Source organism: Paenibacillus sp. FSL L8-0435 (genome assembly GCF_037965655.1).
In the GTDB taxonomy this organism is placed as follows: domain Bacteria; phylum Bacillota; class Bacilli; order Paenibacillales; family Paenibacillaceae; genus Paenibacillus.
The window spans coordinates 5457110-5475641 of sequence record NZ_CP150185.1 but is presented as its reverse complement, the minus strand read 5'-3'; the positions used below and the strand labels follow the sequence as shown (position 1 = coordinate 5475641).

The 18532-nt window shown below is 47.2% G+C and carries 17 protein-coding genes; 13 read left to right on the top strand and 4 right to left on the bottom strand.

What is annotated here, in order from left to right; genetic code table 11:
• Positions 1-205 precede the first annotated feature (205 nt).
• The 5 genes from aspS (at position 206) to NST33_RS24325 (ending at position 8572) form a co-directional block, all read left to right on the top strand.
• Positions 206-1984: an aspartate--tRNA ligase gene (gene aspS, locus NST33_RS24345; RefSeq protein WP_076329184.1), complete on the top strand. Its 1779-nt coding sequence runs from the start codon at positions 206-208 to the stop codon at positions 1982-1984.
• 17 nt (positions 1985-2001) lie between these two features.
• Complete coding sequence (locus NST33_RS24340) at positions 2002-2760, top strand: tRNA threonylcarbamoyladenosine dehydratase (protein WP_145324006.1); 759 nt, start codon at positions 2002-2004, stop codon at positions 2758-2760.
• Between the two features lie 243 nt (positions 2761-3003).
• On the top strand, positions 3004-4302 hold the full coding sequence (locus NST33_RS24335) for an NCS2 family permease (protein WP_221824755.1): 1299 nt from the start codon (positions 3004-3006) through the stop codon (positions 4300-4302).
• 84 nt (positions 4303-4386) lie between these two features.
• Positions 4387-6165, top strand: a complete 1779-nt coding sequence (locus tag NST33_RS24330; protein ID WP_221824754.1) for an ABC transporter ATP-binding protein — start codon at positions 4387-4389, stop codon at positions 6163-6165.
• A 226-nt stretch (positions 6166-6391) separates the two neighbouring features.
• Positions 6392-8572 carry a UvrD-helicase domain-containing protein gene (locus tag NST33_RS24325; protein WP_221824753.1) on the top strand — a complete coding sequence of 727 codons (2181 nt, stop codon included), beginning with the start codon at positions 6392-6394 and terminating at the stop codon, positions 8570-8572.
• Positions 8573-8697: 125 nt separating this feature from the next.
• Here NST33_RS24325 and NST33_RS24320 read toward each other — a convergent pair whose 3' ends face one another.
• Both NST33_RS24320 and NST33_RS24315 read right to left on the bottom strand, forming a co-directional pair.
• The gene (locus NST33_RS24320) at positions 8698-9600 is read right to left on the bottom strand and encodes an EamA family transporter (protein ID WP_221824752.1); all 903 of its coding nucleotides are present in this window, start codon (positions 9598-9600) and stop codon (positions 8698-8700) included.
• Complete coding sequence (locus tag NST33_RS24315; protein ID WP_221824751.1) at positions 9597-10340, bottom strand: SDR family NAD(P)-dependent oxidoreductase; 744 nt, start codon at positions 10338-10340, stop codon at positions 9597-9599. The genes NST33_RS24320 and NST33_RS24315 overlap by 4 nt, the downstream gene beginning before the upstream one ends.
• Before the next feature lie 136 nt (positions 10341-10476).
• Here NST33_RS24315 and NST33_RS24310 point away from each other — a divergent pair, with 136 nt between their 5' ends.
• From NST33_RS24310 to crcB, 4 genes are read left to right on the top strand one after another with little or no spacing between them, the layout of a single operon-like run.
• Positions 10477-11367 (top strand): LysR family transcriptional regulator, encoded by an 891-nt coding sequence (locus NST33_RS24310; RefSeq protein ID WP_221824750.1) that lies wholly within the window; start codon positions 10477-10479, stop codon positions 11365-11367.
• A 42-nt stretch (positions 11368-11409) separates the two neighbouring features.
• Positions 11410-12717 (top strand): replication-associated recombination protein A, encoded by a 1308-nt coding sequence (locus NST33_RS24305; protein ID WP_091027662.1) that lies wholly within the window; start codon positions 11410-11412, stop codon positions 12715-12717.
• Positions 12718-12750: 33 nt separating this feature from the next.
• Complete coding sequence (locus NST33_RS24300) at positions 12751-13152, top strand: CrcB family protein (RefSeq protein WP_221824749.1); 402 nt, start codon at positions 12751-12753, stop codon at positions 13150-13152.
• Positions 13149-13508 (top strand): fluoride efflux transporter CrcB, encoded by a 360-nt coding sequence (gene crcB / locus NST33_RS24295; protein WP_221824746.1) that lies wholly within the window; start codon positions 13149-13151, stop codon positions 13506-13508. The genes NST33_RS24300 and crcB overlap by 4 nt, the downstream gene beginning before the upstream one ends.
• A 131-nt stretch (positions 13509-13639) precedes the next feature.
• Here the strand turns inward: crcB and mnmA are convergent, their stop codons facing one another.
• Positions 13640-14764: a tRNA 2-thiouridine(34) synthase MnmA gene (gene mnmA / locus NST33_RS24290; protein ID WP_221824745.1), complete on the bottom strand. Its 1125-nt coding sequence runs from the start codon at positions 14762-14764 to the stop codon at positions 13640-13642.
• Between the two features lie 321 nt (positions 14765-15085).
• Between mnmA and NST33_RS24285 the strand changes: the two genes are divergently transcribed.
• Entirely contained in the window at positions 15086-15505 is a 420-nt protein-coding gene (locus NST33_RS24285; protein ID WP_076212458.1) for an Rrf2 family transcriptional regulator, read from the top strand.
• Between the two features lie 180 nt (positions 15506-15685).
• Here the strand turns inward: NST33_RS24285 and NST33_RS24280 are convergent, their stop codons facing one another.
• Positions 15686-16060, bottom strand: coding sequence for a hypothetical protein (locus tag NST33_RS24280; protein WP_017686812.1), 375 nt, complete (start codon positions 16058-16060; stop codon positions 15686-15688).
• A gap of 132 nt (positions 16061-16192) precedes the next feature.
• Between NST33_RS24280 and NST33_RS24275 the strand changes: the two genes are divergently transcribed.
• The 3 genes from NST33_RS24275 to NST33_RS24265 all read left to right on the top strand — a co-directional run bounded on the left by NST33_RS24275 (position 16193) and on the right by NST33_RS24265 (position 18250).
• Positions 16193-17344: a cysteine desulfurase family protein gene (locus NST33_RS24275; RefSeq protein ID WP_221824744.1), complete on the top strand. Its 1152-nt coding sequence runs from the start codon at positions 16193-16195 to the stop codon at positions 17342-17344.
• Between the two features lie 164 nt (positions 17345-17508).
• A complete protein-coding gene (locus tag NST33_RS24270; RefSeq protein WP_017686814.1) occupies positions 17509-18030 on the top strand; it encodes a PRC-barrel domain-containing protein in 522 nt (173 codons plus the stop codon).
• A 10-nt stretch (positions 18031-18040) separates the two neighbouring features.
• Positions 18041-18250, top strand: a complete 210-nt coding sequence (locus NST33_RS24265; protein ID WP_017686815.1) for a hypothetical protein — start codon at positions 18041-18043, stop codon at positions 18248-18250.
• The last annotated feature ends 282 nt before the right edge of the window (positions 18251-18532 follow it).

Genomic DNA, 18532 nt, shown 5'->3' with positions numbered 1-18532 from the left:
GTTACATTAAGTCTTAAACATTCAAGTAAAACAATTGATCCGGCAAAATTACTGAGGTTCATCGACGTTTCCAAATTAAGCAGAAGTTGGCGAGCCAGAGGTAACATGCCTTTTCGAATACATGGTCTACACGTAACCGGACTGTTGAAGAGCAGACACTAACTGCCCATACAGAACGGAAATTCACATAATGAGGAGTTTGGTTATGAAAAGAAGTCATCATTGCGGCGCATTAACACCCGCACACATCGGTGAAACAGTAACATTGAACGGTTGGGTTCAGACCCGCCGTGACTTGGGGGGCGTACTCTTCATCGACCTGCGTGATCGCAGCGGGATTGTACAAGTTGTCTTTAACCCGGCTTATTCCGGTGAAGCTCTGCAAATCGCAGATCGCGTACGTAGCGAGTATGTTATCGCTGTAACGGGTAAAGTTGTTAAACGTGATGCAGAAACAGTTAACAAAAACCTGCCTACAGGCGAAATTGAAGTTCAAATTACAGAAATCGAAGTGCTGAACGCGGCAAAAACACCTCCATTCTTCATTGAAGATGGTGTCGAAGTTGATGAATCCCTTCGTTTGAAATATCGTTACCTGGATCTGCGTCGTCCGGAAATGTTCGAAACATTGAAACTGCGTTCCAAAGCATCCAAAGTGTTCCGTGACTACCTGGATGGAGAAGAGTTCGTTGAAGTGGAGACACCGATCCTGACTAAGAGCTCCCCGGAAGGTGCGCGTGATTATCTCGTACCGAGCCGTGTGCATGAAGGTGAATTCTTTGCCTTGCCACAATCCCCACAAATCTACAAACAGTTGCTGATGGTGGGTGGCGTTGAGCGTTATTATCAGATCGCTCGTTGTTTCCGGGATGAGGATCTGCGTGCAGACCGTCAACCAGAATTCACTCAAGTCGACATCGAGACTTCTTTCTTGCAACAGGATGACCTGTTGCCAATGATGGAAGAGCTGATGGCCAAATTGCTGCGTGAAACGAAAGGTATTGAGCTGGAACTGCCTTTCCAACGGATTACGTATGCAGATGCAATGGGTAAATACGGTTCAGACAAACCAGATCTGCGCTTTGGTATGGAACTGGTTGAAATGAACGATATCGTAGCGAACAGTGGTGTAAAAGTATTTGCTTCTGTCATCGAAAAAGGTGGAGAAGTGAAAGTGCTGAACGCTAAAGGCTGTGGCACATGGAGTCGTAAAGAGATCGATGATCTCGGACCATTTGCTGCACGTTACGGTGCGAAAGGTCTGGCCTGGATTCAAGTGAAAGACGGCGAGTTCAAAGGGCCAATCGTGAAGTTCTTCACGCCTGAAGAAATCGAAGCGGTCAAAGAACGTACAGGTGCTGAAGATGGCGACTTGTTGCTCTTCTCCGCAGACACTAAAAAAGTGGTTGCTGACGTTCTTGGCGCACTGCGTCTGAAAATCGGCCGTCAACTCGGACTGATCGATGACAGCAAATTCAAATTCGCTTGGGTTGTGGACTTCCCACTCCTCGGATATGATGAAGATGCGAAACGTTATGTAGCAGAACACCATCCGTTCACACGTCCAAAAGATGAAGATGTACATCTCTTCGACACTGATCCGGGTGCAATTCGCGCTCAAGCCTATGACCTTGTTCTCAATGGTTATGAAGTAGGTGGCGGTTCGATGCGTATCTACAAACGTGATGTTCAAGAGAAGATGTTTGCTGCCCTTGGACTCTCACCAGAAGTAGCGAATGAGAAATTCGGCTATCTGTTGGAAGCATTCGAATATGGAACTCCACCGCATGGTGGTATTGCCTTTGGTCTGGACCGTCTTGTGATGTTGCTGGCGGGCCGCACGAATCTGCGTGAAACGATTGCCTTCCCGAAAACGGCAAGTGCAACGGATCTGCTCATGAATGCACCTTCCGAAGTGGATGATTCTCAATTGGAACAACTTCACATCCGTGTAGCCCGTAAACCGGTAGCGGAAAAGAAATAAGGAGGCATCGATTCTCAATGCTCCATCAATTTTCAAGAACAGAACTTGCGATCGGACCTGAAGGTCTGAACACATTGAAGAATAGTACAGTAGCCGTGCTCGGTATTGGCGGTGTAGGTGGAATTGCTGTAGAAGCTCTTGCCCGCAGCGGTGTAGGTCGCATCATCCTGATTGATAAAGACGTTGTGGACATCACCAACATTAACCGCCAGATTCATGCGCTGACCACGACAGTAGGGCAGAAAAAAGCGGATCTGATGGTGGAACGTGTGAAACTGATCAATCCGGAATGTGATGCGATTGCCCTGAATATGTTTTACACGGAAGAAACGTATGAGGAATTGTTCAAATATGAACTGGATTATGTGCTGGATGCATCCGACACGATTATCTACAAAATCCATCTCATTAAAGAGTGCCTGAAACGTAAAATTCCGATGATCTCCAGCATGGGTGCGGCGAATAAAATGGATCCAACGAAATTCCAGGTTGCGGATATTTCGAAAACGACCATGGACCCGATTGCCCGTGTTGTGCGTACCACACTTCGTAAAGACGGCATCAAAAAAGGCGTGAAAGTGGTCTTCTCGACTGAAAAACCGATGAAGCCGCGTGAGGACGTAACACAGAAAATCGTTCCCGAGAATGCTCCGGAAATTCGTAAGGCCAAACAGCCACCTGCGAGTAACTCATTTGTGCCTCCGGTAGCTGGACTGATTATGGTCAGTGTTGCGATTAAGGATTTGTTAGAAATTGCAGAGAACAAGCAGCAGTAACTTGCTGCCAACAGAACAGCGTGGATGCTGACAAGGCATCTGCGCTTTTTTGTGTGATCATACTTCGCAAGAGAGGAGCGGATGGGACGTCAATCGTCTATGATAGCTGAACTGTATTCATAGATAAATGTCAGAGTTACGTCATGTACTTCAAAGTCAAAACCGTGTATGATATTCACTGCTGCGCGAAATGATGATACATACATAATGAATTTGCGGCTAGAGAGAGGGGAATAGAACGAAATGAAACACGGATGGATGACCAGACGTCTTGGCATGGAGCCAGGAGACCAGTGGAAAAAGGAAATTGTGGCGGGAGCCATTTCCTATTTTGCCGTGGTCTATATCGTTATGGTCAATGCTACAATTCTTTCCGATGCCGGTATGCCCTTGCAGGCGGCCATGGTTGGAACCCTGCTGACGTCCATTGCAGGCTGTTTGCTCATGGCATTTGGCGGAAAATCACCGATTATCGTTGTGCCCGGCATGGGGATTAATGCATTTTTTACGTATACACTTGTACATTCCATGAAATTAAGCTGGCAAGAAGCGCTGGCCGTTGTAACCGTTACAGGTATACTGTTTGCCATTGTTGCGTTTACGTCACTATACAAAATGATCAGCGAAGCGATCCCGAAAAATCTACAGCATGGCATTACGGTCGGGATTGGTTTGTTTCTGACATTTATCGGTTTACAAAAAAGTGGAATCGTTATTGCGCACCAGACCACATTTGTCGCGATTGGGCACTTCAATGATCCAAACGTCATTACAGCCTGCGTTACACTGGTGATTGCCTTGATTTTATTTATACGTAACGTGCAGGGTGGACTTCTCATCAGTATTCTGGTCGGGACAGGTCTTGCCTATGTACTTGGAGCAGTAAACCCGGGCGAGTCCGTATCAGCGATGGATGCGCTGCGTCAATACGGTGGGTTGTTTGGCGAATTGTCTTTGATGAAGCTAGCTGATGTTGCATTTTGGATCGCGGTATTTTTGCTACTGCTGATTGTGGTGTTCGAAAATATCGGATTAATTACGGCTCAGACACAGATGATTGGTCGTCCAGAGCGGTTCAAAGGAAGTCTTCGCGCCCTATCGATTAGTACCGTGCTGGCAGGTATATTCGGAAGTAGTCCTCCAGTTGCTGCAGCCGAGACTACAGCCGGAATTGCCGCAGGCGGTCGCACAGGTTTGACTCCGCTCGTTACAGCCGTGTTATTCGGGGCTACTTTTTTCTTCATCCCGCTGCTCGGTTACATTCCGGACAGTGCAATTGCTCCCATTTTGATCATTATTGGTGGCCTGATGGTGCAAGGTGTGAAAGATATGGATTTTGGTGACTTTACAGAGGCGTTCCCGGCATTTCTGATCATGGTCATGATTCCATTTACATATAGCATCGTGGACGGTATGGCGTTTGGGTTTATTGCCTATCCACTAGCGAAGCTGGCAGCAGGTCAAGGTAAGCAGGTGCCTGTAGTCATGTATGGCATTTCCATCCTCTTTTTAGCCAATTTTGTGTTACATGGTATCTTGTAAAGCTGTGTTAACAACAAAAGGCAACGTCATGTAACTTCATACGTATGATCTCTGGTGAGCAGATGGAGAACGGGAGGAACGGGAATGGAAGAGCAGCAACAAACAGGGCAGAATGAACCGAAGGTGGGAAAAAAGGGATTCAAGGATTTCGTCAAGCTTATCGCTTCTACGAACCCGCCAAAACTGATCCTGATTCTGGCCCTCATTTTAACCCTGATTCAAACGGCGGCCGGACTGATTGTGCCACTGATGACCAAAGGTCTGATTGATGGACTTACCACTTCGGCACTGAACAAATCTGTTATTTTATTGTTACTCGGGGCATTTGTGATTCAGGCGATTGCTTCGGGTATCAGCATTTATATGTTGAATTACGCCGGACAACGCGTGGTCGCAACACTTCGCACCAAGCTGTGGAACAAGGTCTTGTCGCTGCGAATGCCATATTTCGATCGCAATCGGACAGGCGATACGATGAGCCGGATTACAAATGATACAAGCCAGATCATGACGTTGATCGCAGATTATTTGGTGTCTTTTGTATCCAACATTGTTGCCGTTGTGGGTGGTGTGGCATTACTGTTCTACTTGGATTGGGTGATGTCGCTCATTATTCTGAGTCTGGTTCCACTTACGCTGCTAATTCTTCTGCCTGTGGGTAAGAAGATGTACAAGATCTCCAAGAAACAACAGGACGAGATGGCAGGTCTTACGTCCGTGCTCAGTCAGGTTATTGGCGAGATCCGTTTGGTCAAAGCCTACGGTACGGAAAAGCAGGAAGTGGAAGCAGGGGATTCCCGGATTCGTAAAATGTTTGCTTTTGGCTTGCAGGAAGCACGCATTCTTGCTTTGATCGGTCCCTTGTTTACATTTGTCATGACTGCCGTACTGGTCGTTATTCTGGGTGTGGGGGGAATGCGTGTAGCGTCTGGCATGCTGTCACCGGGTGAACTGGTCGCGTTCATATTACTGTTGTTCCAGGTCATTATGCCAATGGGACAATTCACGACGTTATACTCCCGTTTGCAGAAAGTTGTAGGTGCAACGGAGCGCATACAAGCCATTCTTGCCGATGAGGAAGAGCCACATGACAGCACCAAGGTAGCACCAAAAGGAAATGAGACGATTGCATTCCATGATGTACACTTTTCCTATGTTACAGGTGAGGAAGTGCTGCATGGGATCAATCTGACGGTACCTACACAAAAAGTGACAGCCATTGTCGGTCCCAGCGGTAGCGGCAAATCAACACTGTTCTCTTTGATGGAGCAGTTCTATATGCCCGATTCAGGCCATATTTCATATGGGGGACAAGCGATAACGGATTATTCTTTGTCTTCTTGGCGCAGTAAGATCGGGTATGTGTCTCAGGAAAGTCCCCTCATGGCGGGTTCAATCCGAGATAATATGACCTACGGATTAAACCGTGAGGTCACGATGGATGAGATCAGAACAGCGGCAGAGATGGCGTATTCGGCAGACTTTATAGACAAGTTGCCACAGGGATATGAGACGGAAGTGGGCGAGAGAGGAATTAAGTTATCCGGGGGACAACGTCAACGGATTGCTATTGCTCGTGCCTTATTGCGCAGTCCGGATATTCTCATGTTGGATGAAGCGACATCCAGTCTGGACAGTACCTCAGAGTATGAAGTACAACAGGCTTTGTCCAACCTGATGGAAGGCAGAACTACGATCGTGATCGCGCACCGATTGTCCACTGTGGTGGATTCCGATCAGATTGTTGTATTGGAGCATGGACATGTTACCGGAACAGGAACTCATGCGGAATTGATCAGCAGTCATCCGGTATACCGTGAATTAGCGCAGAAACAGTTTGTGGCACAGGAAGGGCAAGATTGAAGTCAGAACTAGATCGATAACTGTTTTTCAAAGATAAGGTTCAAAAATAGTTCAACTTAAGACCGTTGTTCATTCGTTCAGTACGAGCGTGAGCAACGGTTTTCTTTTATGAGATTCCCAGGTTGCTGTAGCTTTTTACACATCAATATGATATAGTGGGTATCCTTTTGCGTCGTCAGTGATTGGCGATGCAGAGCAAAACATATTCTTAGGAGGTAACTGAAACATGTCAGACAGCTTTCAAAGTGCCTATCAAGAAGAAGAGTACAGGTTAGAGCGAACGATGGAGGAAGTGGACAGTCAGTTGGAACGACTGCAGAACATTCCGGTATACACCGGCCACGACTTCACAGAACAAGTGCTGGAAGCTGGACGCGAAGAGCGCCGCACCGCCTTGTCCAAGAGCGCGCAGCAACCCTATTTCGGACGCTTGGATTTCGAAGAACAGGGCAGTGGTGCACGGAAACCGCTGTATATTGGCAAAATCGGCGTAGACCGCGAAGAGGTGGGAGAGCATCCGCTCGTCATCGACTGGCGTGCTCCTGTCGCAAGCCTGTTTTACTCATTTACGGGAGGGGAAGCCTCCGCTACGTATGAAGCCCCGGAAGGGCTTATCGAAGGTCTCGTATATCTGAAACGAAACGTTGTCATTCGGCAGCGGATATTGGAACGTGTGGCGGATACATATAACCGTGACAGCGACCAACCAGCGGTATCTGATGAATTCCTCGTTTATCGTCTGGGAGAGAACAAGGATAACAAACTGCGTGACATCGTATCTACGATTCAGGCGGAGCAGGATCTGATTATTCGTGCAGCGAGAAACACTGCATTGATCATTCAGGGTGTAGCTGGATCTGGGAAAACAACGGTTGCCCTGCATCGGCTTGCCTTTTTGCTATATCAGTACAAGGAGCAGGTATCTGCAGAGAAAATGGTTATTTTTGCGCCCAACCACATGTTTCTGGATTACATCTCGGATGTGCTTCCGGAACTTGGAGTAGGGGACATTCAACAGCGGACATTCCCGGATTGGGCGATGAACCTGCTGGGGCTGGAAATGCCTTTGGCGAATACGTCGGATACATTGAACACCTGGTTCGAAACTCCAGATGCGCGGCCTGAATTAAATGATGATGTACCTGGACGTTACAAAGGATCCATCCGTTTCATGGAGCTTATTCGAGAGTGGCTCTCGGGCATGGAAGCGGATTCCGTACCGGATATGGACTTCAGTCCATGGGATGGTAAGGTGCTCAGCAAGACGGAGATCGAGAACTGGTTCGGTGAGGAATATAAGCATTATCCACTAGCCAAACGCAAAGAACGGGTCATGGCGCGGGTTCACCGCTGGATTGAGATGGAACTTAAGAAACCGATGCCAGAAGCTGTGCGCAAAGAACGCAAGAAAAAAGCGTCTACTCGTGAGAAAGCTTATGCCAAAAAATGGCCGCAATACGAGCCGCTTACGTTATATAAACAGCTGTTTAAAGCTGCAAAGGGTGGTTCTGTTCCAGCCTCGCTCAGCGGGCTCATCCCCAAAGGCGTAATGAAACAAACGGCAGCAGATCTGAAACAGGATATCGTCCGTGAAGAGGATCTGCCTGCATTGGTATACATTCATACATTGGTCCATGATATTGAGGGTTCGGAGCGGTTTGATCATGTCGTGATTGATGAAGCGCAGGACTTTTCCCCTTTTCATGTGGCGTTATTGGATCAGTTCGTCAAAGGGCATTCCTTCACCATACTGGGTGACTTGTCTCAAGGCATTCATGAGTACCGTGGTGTTCATGCGTGGGAAGAGATGAGTTCTTTATTTCCTGAGGAACAGAATGCATACTTTGCGTTAACCCGAAGTTATCGTTCGACGATGGAAATTATCGATTATGCCAATACGATTTTGGAACGTGGTGTCAAGAGCGGGATTACGGCGATTCCTGTTTTCCGTAGTGGTGATCCGGTTCGGACGTTGGCTTATGGAGGCGAAGGGCGGACGGCGAGTCTTGAAGAGGCTTTGAAGGTGTTAACCGTCAAAGACTACCGAACGGTCTCCATCCTGACTCGTACACTGCATGAAGCAGAGGAACTTCATCGTGAACTTCAGGACGCAGGCTGGGATCTGAATCTGATCGATGGTGGCAAAAAGCAGTACACGGGTGGACACTCCGTTTTACCAGTCTATCTGTCCAAAGGGTTGGAGTTTGATGCCGTTATTGTGGCAGACGTAGACCAGAAGCATTATTTGCCCAATGCGGGTGATGCAAAGCTGTTGTACGTTGGTTGTACACGGGCCTTGCACGAATTGTGGTTGTTCCACGAGGGTGATTTGCCAGAATACGCGGCTGCAACACATAATCCCGACGGCGAGCCGGTAACCGTTCAAGGTTGGCCAGAGCTTGGTTAGATAAAGTTTGTTTATACAACAAAAGGCATGACGTTCATGGGAAAGTCCCATAAGCGCATGCCTTTTTCTGCTTTTGTGCGAGAATTGCTTAATCTTCCGACGAAGGACGATGGAGGAGTTCAAGTTTATGTTACGCTATTTCTCATTCTGGATGAGCGACGGTTCACCAGGAATATGCCAACACCAATAAATAAACCACCTGCTAATGCAAACCATTGAACGTGTTCTCCTAGTAAAATCCAACTCGATAATACACCAAAGAACGGTGCCAGAAACAGATACGAACTTGTTTGGGCTGGGTCACTATTCTGAAGCAGATAAAACCAGAGTGAGAACTGAATGATGGAGCACACAAATGTTAACCAGAGCAGCGCCATAACCGAGGTGGTATTGACCATAAAGTGAGGCTGTTCAGTCCATACGCTCAGCAGAAGAAGCGCAGCACCTCCCGCGAGCATCTGATAGGCTGTTAAGACAAAAGTATCGTAGCCATCGCCCCAGCGTTTGATGAGCAATGTGGACACGGCAAAGGAGATCGCACCACCAAATCCAATCCAGGTTCCGGGACTGAAGCTCATCTGCCACCCAAAAGTTAACATAATCCCGATGAAACCGAGTATAACACCGATCCACTGACTAAAACGGTAGGTCACTCTATATAAGAGAGCACTGAGGATAATGACCAGTAGCGGATTGGTAAACGTAATAATGGCGGATTCACCGGATGTAATCCAGTTCATGCTGTAGTAGGCGCAGCCCATCACTCCTGCGGATTGGAACAGACCAATGAGGATTATTTTCAACCAAGACTGCCATCCAGTAGGCAAAGGACGTTTACGAAGGAACAAGGCCATCAAGCCACCTGCCAGTATATAACGTATGCCCATGAGCAGGAAAGGTGGGGCATATAACATGCCGATCTTGCCAACTGGAAAAGAAGTACCCATGATTAGCGTTGTCAAAATGATCAAAATTGTATACTTCAAGGGTTGTATAATCCGGGTATCTTTATCATGACTAGAGCTCATAACGTCTGTCCGCTATCTACAGTAATTAGTTGCCCGGTCATGGATTGCTGTTCCAGCGCAACACAGATCATGTGTGCGATATCTTCAGGTGAGGCAATATGCTGTAATAACACTTTTCCACCAAGACGATACATTCGCTCCTCGTTTCCAGCCCACCACCTTGTAGCAACTGCGCCAGGGACGATAGCATTCACCCGAATGTGTGGTGAGAGTGCGTGCGCAAGTGATAAGGTCAGACCGTGAACTGCCGCTTTGGAGACGGCGTATGGGAGAGAGGAGCCCGAACCCGTACTGCCTGCGATACTGCCCAAATTCACGATAGAGCCACCGCCAGCCTGTCTCATACCTTCCGTCACTGCACGAGCGCAATGAAACATGCCTTTCACATTCACATCAACCAGCTCATTCCAAATGTCATCTGTAACAGACTCCAGATCGTGCATGGGGATATGGTGTGTGATTCCGGCGTTATTTACAAGGGCAGTGATCGGGCCATAGGTTTCAGTTATTGTAGTGAACATCCGCCGGACATCAAGATCATTGGCAACATTAGCTTGAACGGCGAATGCATGGCCTCCTGTATCCAAAATGTGTTGAACAGTCTCTCTTGCTGCATCTTGTGAGCGGGAATAGTTGACAGCGACCAAGGCTCCGCGTTCAGCGAGCATCTCACTTACAGCACGACCTATACCTGTTCCACCACCTGTGATTAGAGCAACTCTATTTTTCCAGTATGTCATGCTGAACACTCCTTATCATCAACCAGTCAGATGACTGGTTTGGGATCTACATGAATTGTAGTTCGGTTTACACATGAAGTATAATGATTGGTAATGAAGCCGATATCATTTTGAATGATGTCAGAGTGGGGGGACCATGGAGAGCGGGGATCTTAGAATATTTCAGTGTGTTGCACAGGAAGGGAATCTGACCAAAGCTGCTTCTAAACTGGGGTATGTTCAATCCAACGTAACGGCACGAATCCGGCATCTGGAAGCAGAAGTAGGTACAACGTTGTTCATTCGTCATAACCGAGGCATGACGTTATCTCCAGCCGGAGAGATGCTGCTGACCTATGCAGATAAAATTATTGGTTTGCTGAATGATGCTTCCAAGGCGCTTCGGGCGAAGAGCACACCATCGGGTCCAATGCGAATAGGGTCTACACAAACCTCAGCGGCCGTGCGACTACCTGAACTTTTCGTCAGATATTATAAACAGTATCCAGATGTCTCCTTGTCACTGGTTACTGGCAATTCGCAGATGCTTATGGATCAGGTTATTGGGTATGAATTGGAAGGGGCTTTCATTGGTTGTCCCTGTGATCATCCCGACATCGTTTCTATTCCCGTATTTGATGAGGAACTATTTGTTGTTTATTCTGGTATGGGTCCTACGGATGAAGATCTTAAGAGTAAACCCATTCTTGTCTACAGCATGGGGTGTTCCTATCGTCAGGTTTTGGAGGAATGGTTAGAGGTGGGTGGTGTTACCCGCCCAGTAATTATGGAATTCGGAACCCTTGAAGCGATTATTAGTGGGGTTACGTCCGGCATGGGAATTTCCTTATTACCAGAGATTGTGATTAGGCATCAGATCAAAAATGGATTACTGCGCACGCATACACTCCCCGTAGGTATGAATCGCATGATGACTCATTTTATTACTCGCAAGGATGCCTTTGTCAGCAGTGCACTTCATGCATTTATGGCTATGTTACCGCGAGAGTATGATATGATAGAGAGTGGAGAACCATCAGAAGTGTAATTGTAATCAAGGCAAGGCAATCCGTTAAGGAAGTGATGAGCAATGGATTTATTTTCGTTTCAACAGGACTCAAAACCACAAGCTAGATTGCTCGCGGACCGCATGCGGCCAGAGCATCTGGATGAATATATTGGACAGGAACATATTATTGGACCAGGGAAATTACTCCGGCGCGCCATCGAGGCTGATCAGATTTCGTCCATCTTGTTATACGGCCCTCCGGGATGTGGCAAGACAACCTTGGCACATATCATTTCCCAGCAAACGCAAGGACAGTTCGTACGTCTGAATGCAGTGGAAGCTTCCGTCAAGGATGTGCGTGAAGTCATCGAACAGGCGCAAACGAATAAACAGCTGTATGGAACGAAAACCATTTTGTTCCTCGACGAGGTACATCGGTTTAACAGTTCACGTCAGGATGCGCTATTGCCAGCGGTAGAGAAGGGCACGATTATTTTTATCGGCGCAACAACAGAGAATCCCTTTCATTATGTCAATGGGGCCTTGATGAGCCGTTCAACTCTGTTCCAGCTAGAATCGCTAAATAAAGATCATTCCCTAATTGCAATGCGCAGAGCATTGAGTGATGCGGACAAAGGTTTGGGATTCATGGAACTACAGGCAGACGATGAGGCGCTTGAACATATTGCCACGATGGCCAACGGGGATATTCGGCGTGCGCTTAACGCCCTTGAACTGGCTGCTTTGACCACGCCACCGGAGAAAGATGGATCCATTCATATTACGCTTGGTGTGGCAGAAGAGTCTATTCGGCGACCGATTGTGAAGGCGGATGAATCCACACAGTATGATGTGTTGTCTGCATTTCACAAGAGTATTCGGGGTTCCAGTGATGCGGCGTTGTTCTGGTTTCTATACGCGGTGGAGAAGCTCGGCATGGACCCGATGACCTTCATTCGGCGCCTGATTGCAGCCAGCAGTGAAGATATTGGACTTGCGAACCCGCAAGCCATGACTCAGGCGATTGGAGCACTTGATGCGTACCGAAATAACGGCTGGCCAGAAGCCAAGCTGAACATTGCACAAGCGATTCTGTTTGCAGTCGAAAGTCCAAAATCCAACGCGGTGTACACTGCCATTTCCAAAGCCATGAACGCGATTGATGAGGTGAAATCGGCAGAAGTTCCGCTTCACTTGCGAGATACGCATTACTCGGGTGCCGTGAAGCTTGGACATGAGGGTTATCAATATCCACACAACTATCCGGGGCATTACGTGAAACAAGAATATTTGCCAAAGCAGCTCTCACGGAGAGTATTCTATGAGGCAACGGAGCAGGGTAACGAATCGAAGATCAGGCTGAACCAACAGCGGCGCAGAGATCTATAAGATCAGTCAGATCACTCGGGAGATGCACACAACATGAAAGAGCTTTTGTATATAGGAGCGGGTGGATTTCTCGGTACATTAACCCGATATGCCATACAGTTAGCGATACCCACTGTCCATGGGGGGGTCCCTTGGGCGGTGCTGTTAATCAATGCGATGGGCAGCCTTTTTTTGGGTTGGTTCTTTACCATAGCTGTCCCAGGCAAAATATCACCACAACTTCGACTGGCGATTGGTACAGGTTTTACTGGCGCATTTACGACATTCTCCACGTTTACACTGGATATTGTTCGTTTATCCGAAGGGGGCGAATGGGTCCATACGGCTATTTATATGATCGTAAGTCTGTTGGCAGGATTAATGCTATGTGCGCTGGGAATGAGCCTTGGACATCGTATGTTGGGAGCACAAAGACAAGAGGGTGATGCCTCATGATCCTGTGGATTGGTTTTGCAGGTGTGCTGGGTGCGGTACTGCGTTTCAGTCTGGGAAAATGGGTCTCTGGCTTGCTGGGAACGGCTTTTCCCTGGGGAACATGGATCATCAACGTCAGTGGTTCACTGCTGCTTGGGCTGTTATACGGGTGGCATCAATCTGCAATGATCTCAGATGGAATCTGGGTGATCTGGGGAACCGGATTTTGCGGTGCGTACACCACGTTCTCTACCTTTGGTTATGAAACGTTAGGAATTATGGGTCGACAACGATACGCAAGCGCGGCGCTCTACGTTGTCAGTTCGGTTCTAGTTGGGGTGTTGGCCGCCTGGGCAGGAGTCTGGTTAACTGCATAACGAACTATTTTTTATTTTTTTGCAAAAATAAGCAGGAAAAAAGCCATCCTTCATGGTATACATGAAAGACGGCTTTTTTAATAGGGATACACGGTATTGTGTATAATCCTTATTTTAATGGACAAGATCTATTACTGCATTGCGGGTACAGGTACTTTTTGCACCTGATCGATCGTACCCCCACCCAGGCAGACTTCTCCGTCGTAGAAAACAACGGCTTGTCCTGGCGTAATGGCTTTTTGCTGCTGGTCAAATTGTACATCCACACTTCCATCTTCCTGCCAGGTCAATGTTACACCTTGATCCGGCTGACGATAGCGGAACTTGGCAGTACAACGGTATGGTACATTAGGCACGTGCTCTGCACCAGCAATCCAGTTCACACCCGTTGCAGTAAGACCAGTGGAGTACAAGCTTGCATGGGCATCGCCCTGAACAACAAGCAGTTGATTCTTCTCCAGATTCTTGTCTGCAACAAACCAGGGTTCACCATTGCCGGAACCGCCAATGCCAAGACCTTGGCGCTGTCCAAGTGTGTAGTACATCAGACCGTCATGACGACCTTTGACTTCACCGGTTGCGATATCAACCATGTCTCCGCCTTTGGCAGGCAGATAGTTACTCAGGAACTCTTTGAAATTACGCTCACCGATGAAGCAGACACCTGTGCTGTCTTTTTTCTTGGCAGTATACAAACCAGCCGCTTCTGCGATTTTGCGTACTTCCGGTTTGGGCAGATGACCAATTGGGAACATGGCTTTGGACAGCTGGTTCTGATTGAGTGCGTTAAGGAAATACGTTTGATCCTTATTGTTGTCCACACCACGCAGCAACTTGAGAGTGCCATCTTCTTCAATCAGGCGAGCATAGTGTCCTGTAGCTACATAATCTGCGCCGAGATCCAGAGCTTTGTTCAGGAATTCACCAAATTTGATCTCACGATTACACATGACATCCGGATTTGGCGTGCGGCCCGACTTATATTCATCAAGGAAATAGGTAAATACTTTATCAAAATACTCTTTCTCGAAGTTGACAGTGTAGTAAGGAATGCCGATCTGTTCGCATACACGGCGTACATCCTCTGAATCTTCTTCAGCGGTACAGTGGCCGAACTCGTCGGTGTCATCCCAGTTTTTCATGAAAATGCCGATGACATCGTACCCTTGCTCTTTCAGCAGCAGTGCGGTAACGGAAGAATCGACACCTCCGGACATGCCAACGACGACCCGTGTATTTTCAATTGTTTTGGACATCGTTATCACCATTTCTATATATAAATGTGTTTCGTTTCTTATTCTAGCATAACCGGACTCAAGATACGATACACCCGGCCAATTTTGGATAGTGTCCACCACAGACGCACATTTTGGAATATCGTCAATCTTTCTTTTCCATAAAGCATGCAGATATGTTAACATTAGCTGAGGGTTATGATCGGAATACGGAGGATTAGAAGGTTTATGCTAATCTCAATGCATCTCCGCTGTGGACAGATCGTGAAACAGACGGTCATGGACCATAGGATTAAATATAAAGTTTCCAATCGTTTCTGAAAATTGAAAGAGGTGACTCCTTTGAAAATATCGACAAAAGGCCGTTACGGCCTCACAATCATGATGGAGCTTGCTGCCAGAACAGGCGAAGGCCCTACATCACTTAAAAGCATTGCCGAGCGCAACCAGCTCTCGGAGCATTACCTGGAGCAACTGATTGCACCGCTGCGTAATGCAGGACTGGTGAAGAGCATTAGAGGTGCTTACGGCGGTTATATCCTTGCAGGTGATCCTGCAACCGTGACTGCAGGCGATGTAATCCGTGTACTGGAAGGGCCAATCTCTCCAGTAGATTTCACAGAGGAAGATGATCCGGCGAAACGTGATCTATGGTTGCGTATTCGTGACGGCATTGCGGAAGTGTTGGATTCCACAACACTGAAAGACCTGATCACATTCCAGGATCAGGACAAAAAAGACAGCTACATGTTCTACATTTAAGATCATCATTAATTCGCATCACAGAAGACACAATAAAGCCCCCAACTTGGGGGCTTTAGACATGCCAATGGGTACTTTGTTCTTCAATTTCTACAGATCATTTTAATTGAGCAGGGCTATGTATTCAGCCGCGGGATTTACAAGATGGTCAAGTGTGAACTTAACTGGATCACTTGTAAATCAGCGACTTTTTAAAGTTTCTATATCAGCTTCCATGCGTAACTGACGGCGATTCAAAATATCAATGCTGTGCTGATGGGTATTCAATTCGGTAGTTACTTTGCGTTCAGAGGCAGAGTGGGAAGCGTCAAGACGTTTCGTAACGGTCAATGTTTCCAGAACAGCTTGTTGAAGAAGCGGAATGTTTTTAGTTTGTTCCTCAATGGCATTAAGTCTGTCATCGACAGTGTCTAGTCTGCTCTCTACGGCACCGAGCCTCTCTTCCATAGCATCAAGCCGGTGGTCTATTTTTCCAAGATGTCCATCAATACTGTCGAACCGTTTGTCCATTTGTTGAAGTTGATTCAGAATCTGCCCGAGAATGGGATCACTCATGTCTCTCTCTCCTTTTTGAAATGGATATAGAACATTATACACGAAGATGTGACAATAGAGCATCCATTTCAGTTTCCAATTTTGACAGTTTGCCATCAAATAGAAATTTAACATATAACGGGGTGAAGATAAATGAAACGAATTTATTTGGATCACGCCGCATCGACACCTATGCATCCACAAGTCGCAGAAGCGATGATGAACGTCATGACAGGACAATTTGGCAATGCATCAAGTATCCATGCCTTTGGGCGTGAGGCCAAACGGACTGTCAGCGGAGCAAGGGATGTCATTGCGGCGTCTTTGGGCTGTTTCCCGGACGAACTGGTATTCACCGGAGGTGGCACGGAGAGCGACAATCTGGCAATTTTTGGAGCAGTCTCATCCAGACAGGATAAGGGGAAACACGTCATTACGACCGCAATTGAGCACCATGCTGTTTTGCACACGTGTCAGGAATTAGAGCGGCAAGGTTATGAAGTAACCTATCTATCTGTTGATCGTCATGGACGAATAAATCTGGATGAGTTGCGAGAGGCCATTCGACCGGATACGGTGTTAATCACCATGATGTATGCCAACAATGAAGTAGGCACGATTCAGCCGATCCGCGAGGTGGGTGAGCTTGCCCGTCAGCATAATATCCTTTTCCATACCGATGCAGTTCAGGCTCTGGGCAGCCAGAATATTTCCTGTAAGGAACTGCCGGTGGATCTGATCAGCTTCTCTGCGCATAAAATCAACGGACCTCAGGGCGTAGGTGCACTCTATGTACGGCGAGGAATTGTGCTGGAAGCAAGAGCTCACGGTGGGTTGCAAGAGCGTCAGCGTCGCGCTGGTACGGAGAATATCGCAGGTATTACCGGATTTGCAGAGGCTCTCAAGATTGTATCAGCACAGACAGAGGTGCATCGTCAGCATGATTTGGCATTGCGTAAACTTTTGTTGGAACAGCTTGAAATTCATGTGGGTACGGAGCACTTTCACGTGAATGGACACCCGGAGCATACGCTGCCAAACATCCTGAATATCAGCTTCCCTGAAGTGTCCACAGAGACGATGTTAATGAATCTGGATATGGAAGGAATTGCTGTTGCAAGCGGTTCTGCCTGCACTTCAGGTTCACTTGAAGTCTCTCATGTGCTCAAAGCGATGAAATTGCCTGAAACATTTTTACACTCTGCGATTCGATTTAGCTGGGGATTGGGTAATACTACGGAAGAAATCATGATAACCGCCGAAAAAATTGGAACCATTCTTGGACGACTGCGTAATAGACCCTAAGGGGAACTTTACACATGGAACAGAAGGAGGGAAGAAGTTCCATTTCATCGGTTGGATAGAAGCGGTTTTGATGATCGGCGTCTGATTGCCACTCATCAACTTTGGGCATACCTAGCAATAGCGCCGCGCCTATTTAATGATAAGAAGATGAGGGGGACCCAGCGATGAAGCTTCAGGAAATGATCGGACTTGCCGTTTTTGATGTTGAGGACGGGAAGCAGGTCGGTAAAATCCAGGATTTCATTGTGAATGATGATTGGGAGATCGAAGGCATTGAGCTTGAGAACAAAGGTCTGTTTACCAATCATGTCAAAATCGTGCAGTGGCAAGATATCGTTGCCTACGGCGAAGATGCCGTCATGATCCGTAATCAACAGGCTGTCCGCAAGACGGGAGCCGACGACATAAAATACACGTACCTCCTCGGTCGGTCTAAATTGAAGGAGATGTCCGTGCTCACCGAAGAAGGTTTGCTGCTTGGGCGTGTCTCCGATGTTTATTTTGACCAAGAGTTGGGAAATACAATAATAGGGATTGAAATTACGGACGGTTTTGTGTCCGATCTGATCGAGGGCCGCAAATGGCTGCCATGTACAAGCGATATGTCCATCGGGGAAAGTGCCATTATGGTGCCGTCGCTGAGTGAACAACGCTTGGAAAATGCCATTCATTCTGTTAATGGATAGGTGAATGAATATGAAATGTCCAAACTGTAGTTCCAAAGATATCGGGAAAATTGGTTCCCACCAGTTTTATTGCTGGGGATGCTTTATCGAATTAACGGTGAACGGTGAGAAAATGTCTGTATATCAGGTGGAAGAAGACGGTACGCTGAGTTCCCTGGATGATTTGTTTTTCGGGGACGAGCTGCCACAAGACTTCCCTCATCTTCACGCTTCTTCTTAATAAGCAGGATAACTTCCTCTATATGCGGTTTCATGACAATGTCTGTCATGGGAGGCTGTCGATAATTGTTGGCAGATGTATATAGATGCGGTTACATAGTGGTTCGGCTGGTGTATGGTTGATTATATGCTAACCCGTACTGCAAAATGCGCTTCCTTCTCTGATGAAGGAGGCGTTTTTTGGTTTGAGGAAAAAATGTTCGGATTGCTCCTTTCCACTTCTGCGCTGTGTTAATAAATATTACCTTTCCTACATATACTGACTCTCAGAGCCAGTCCAAAA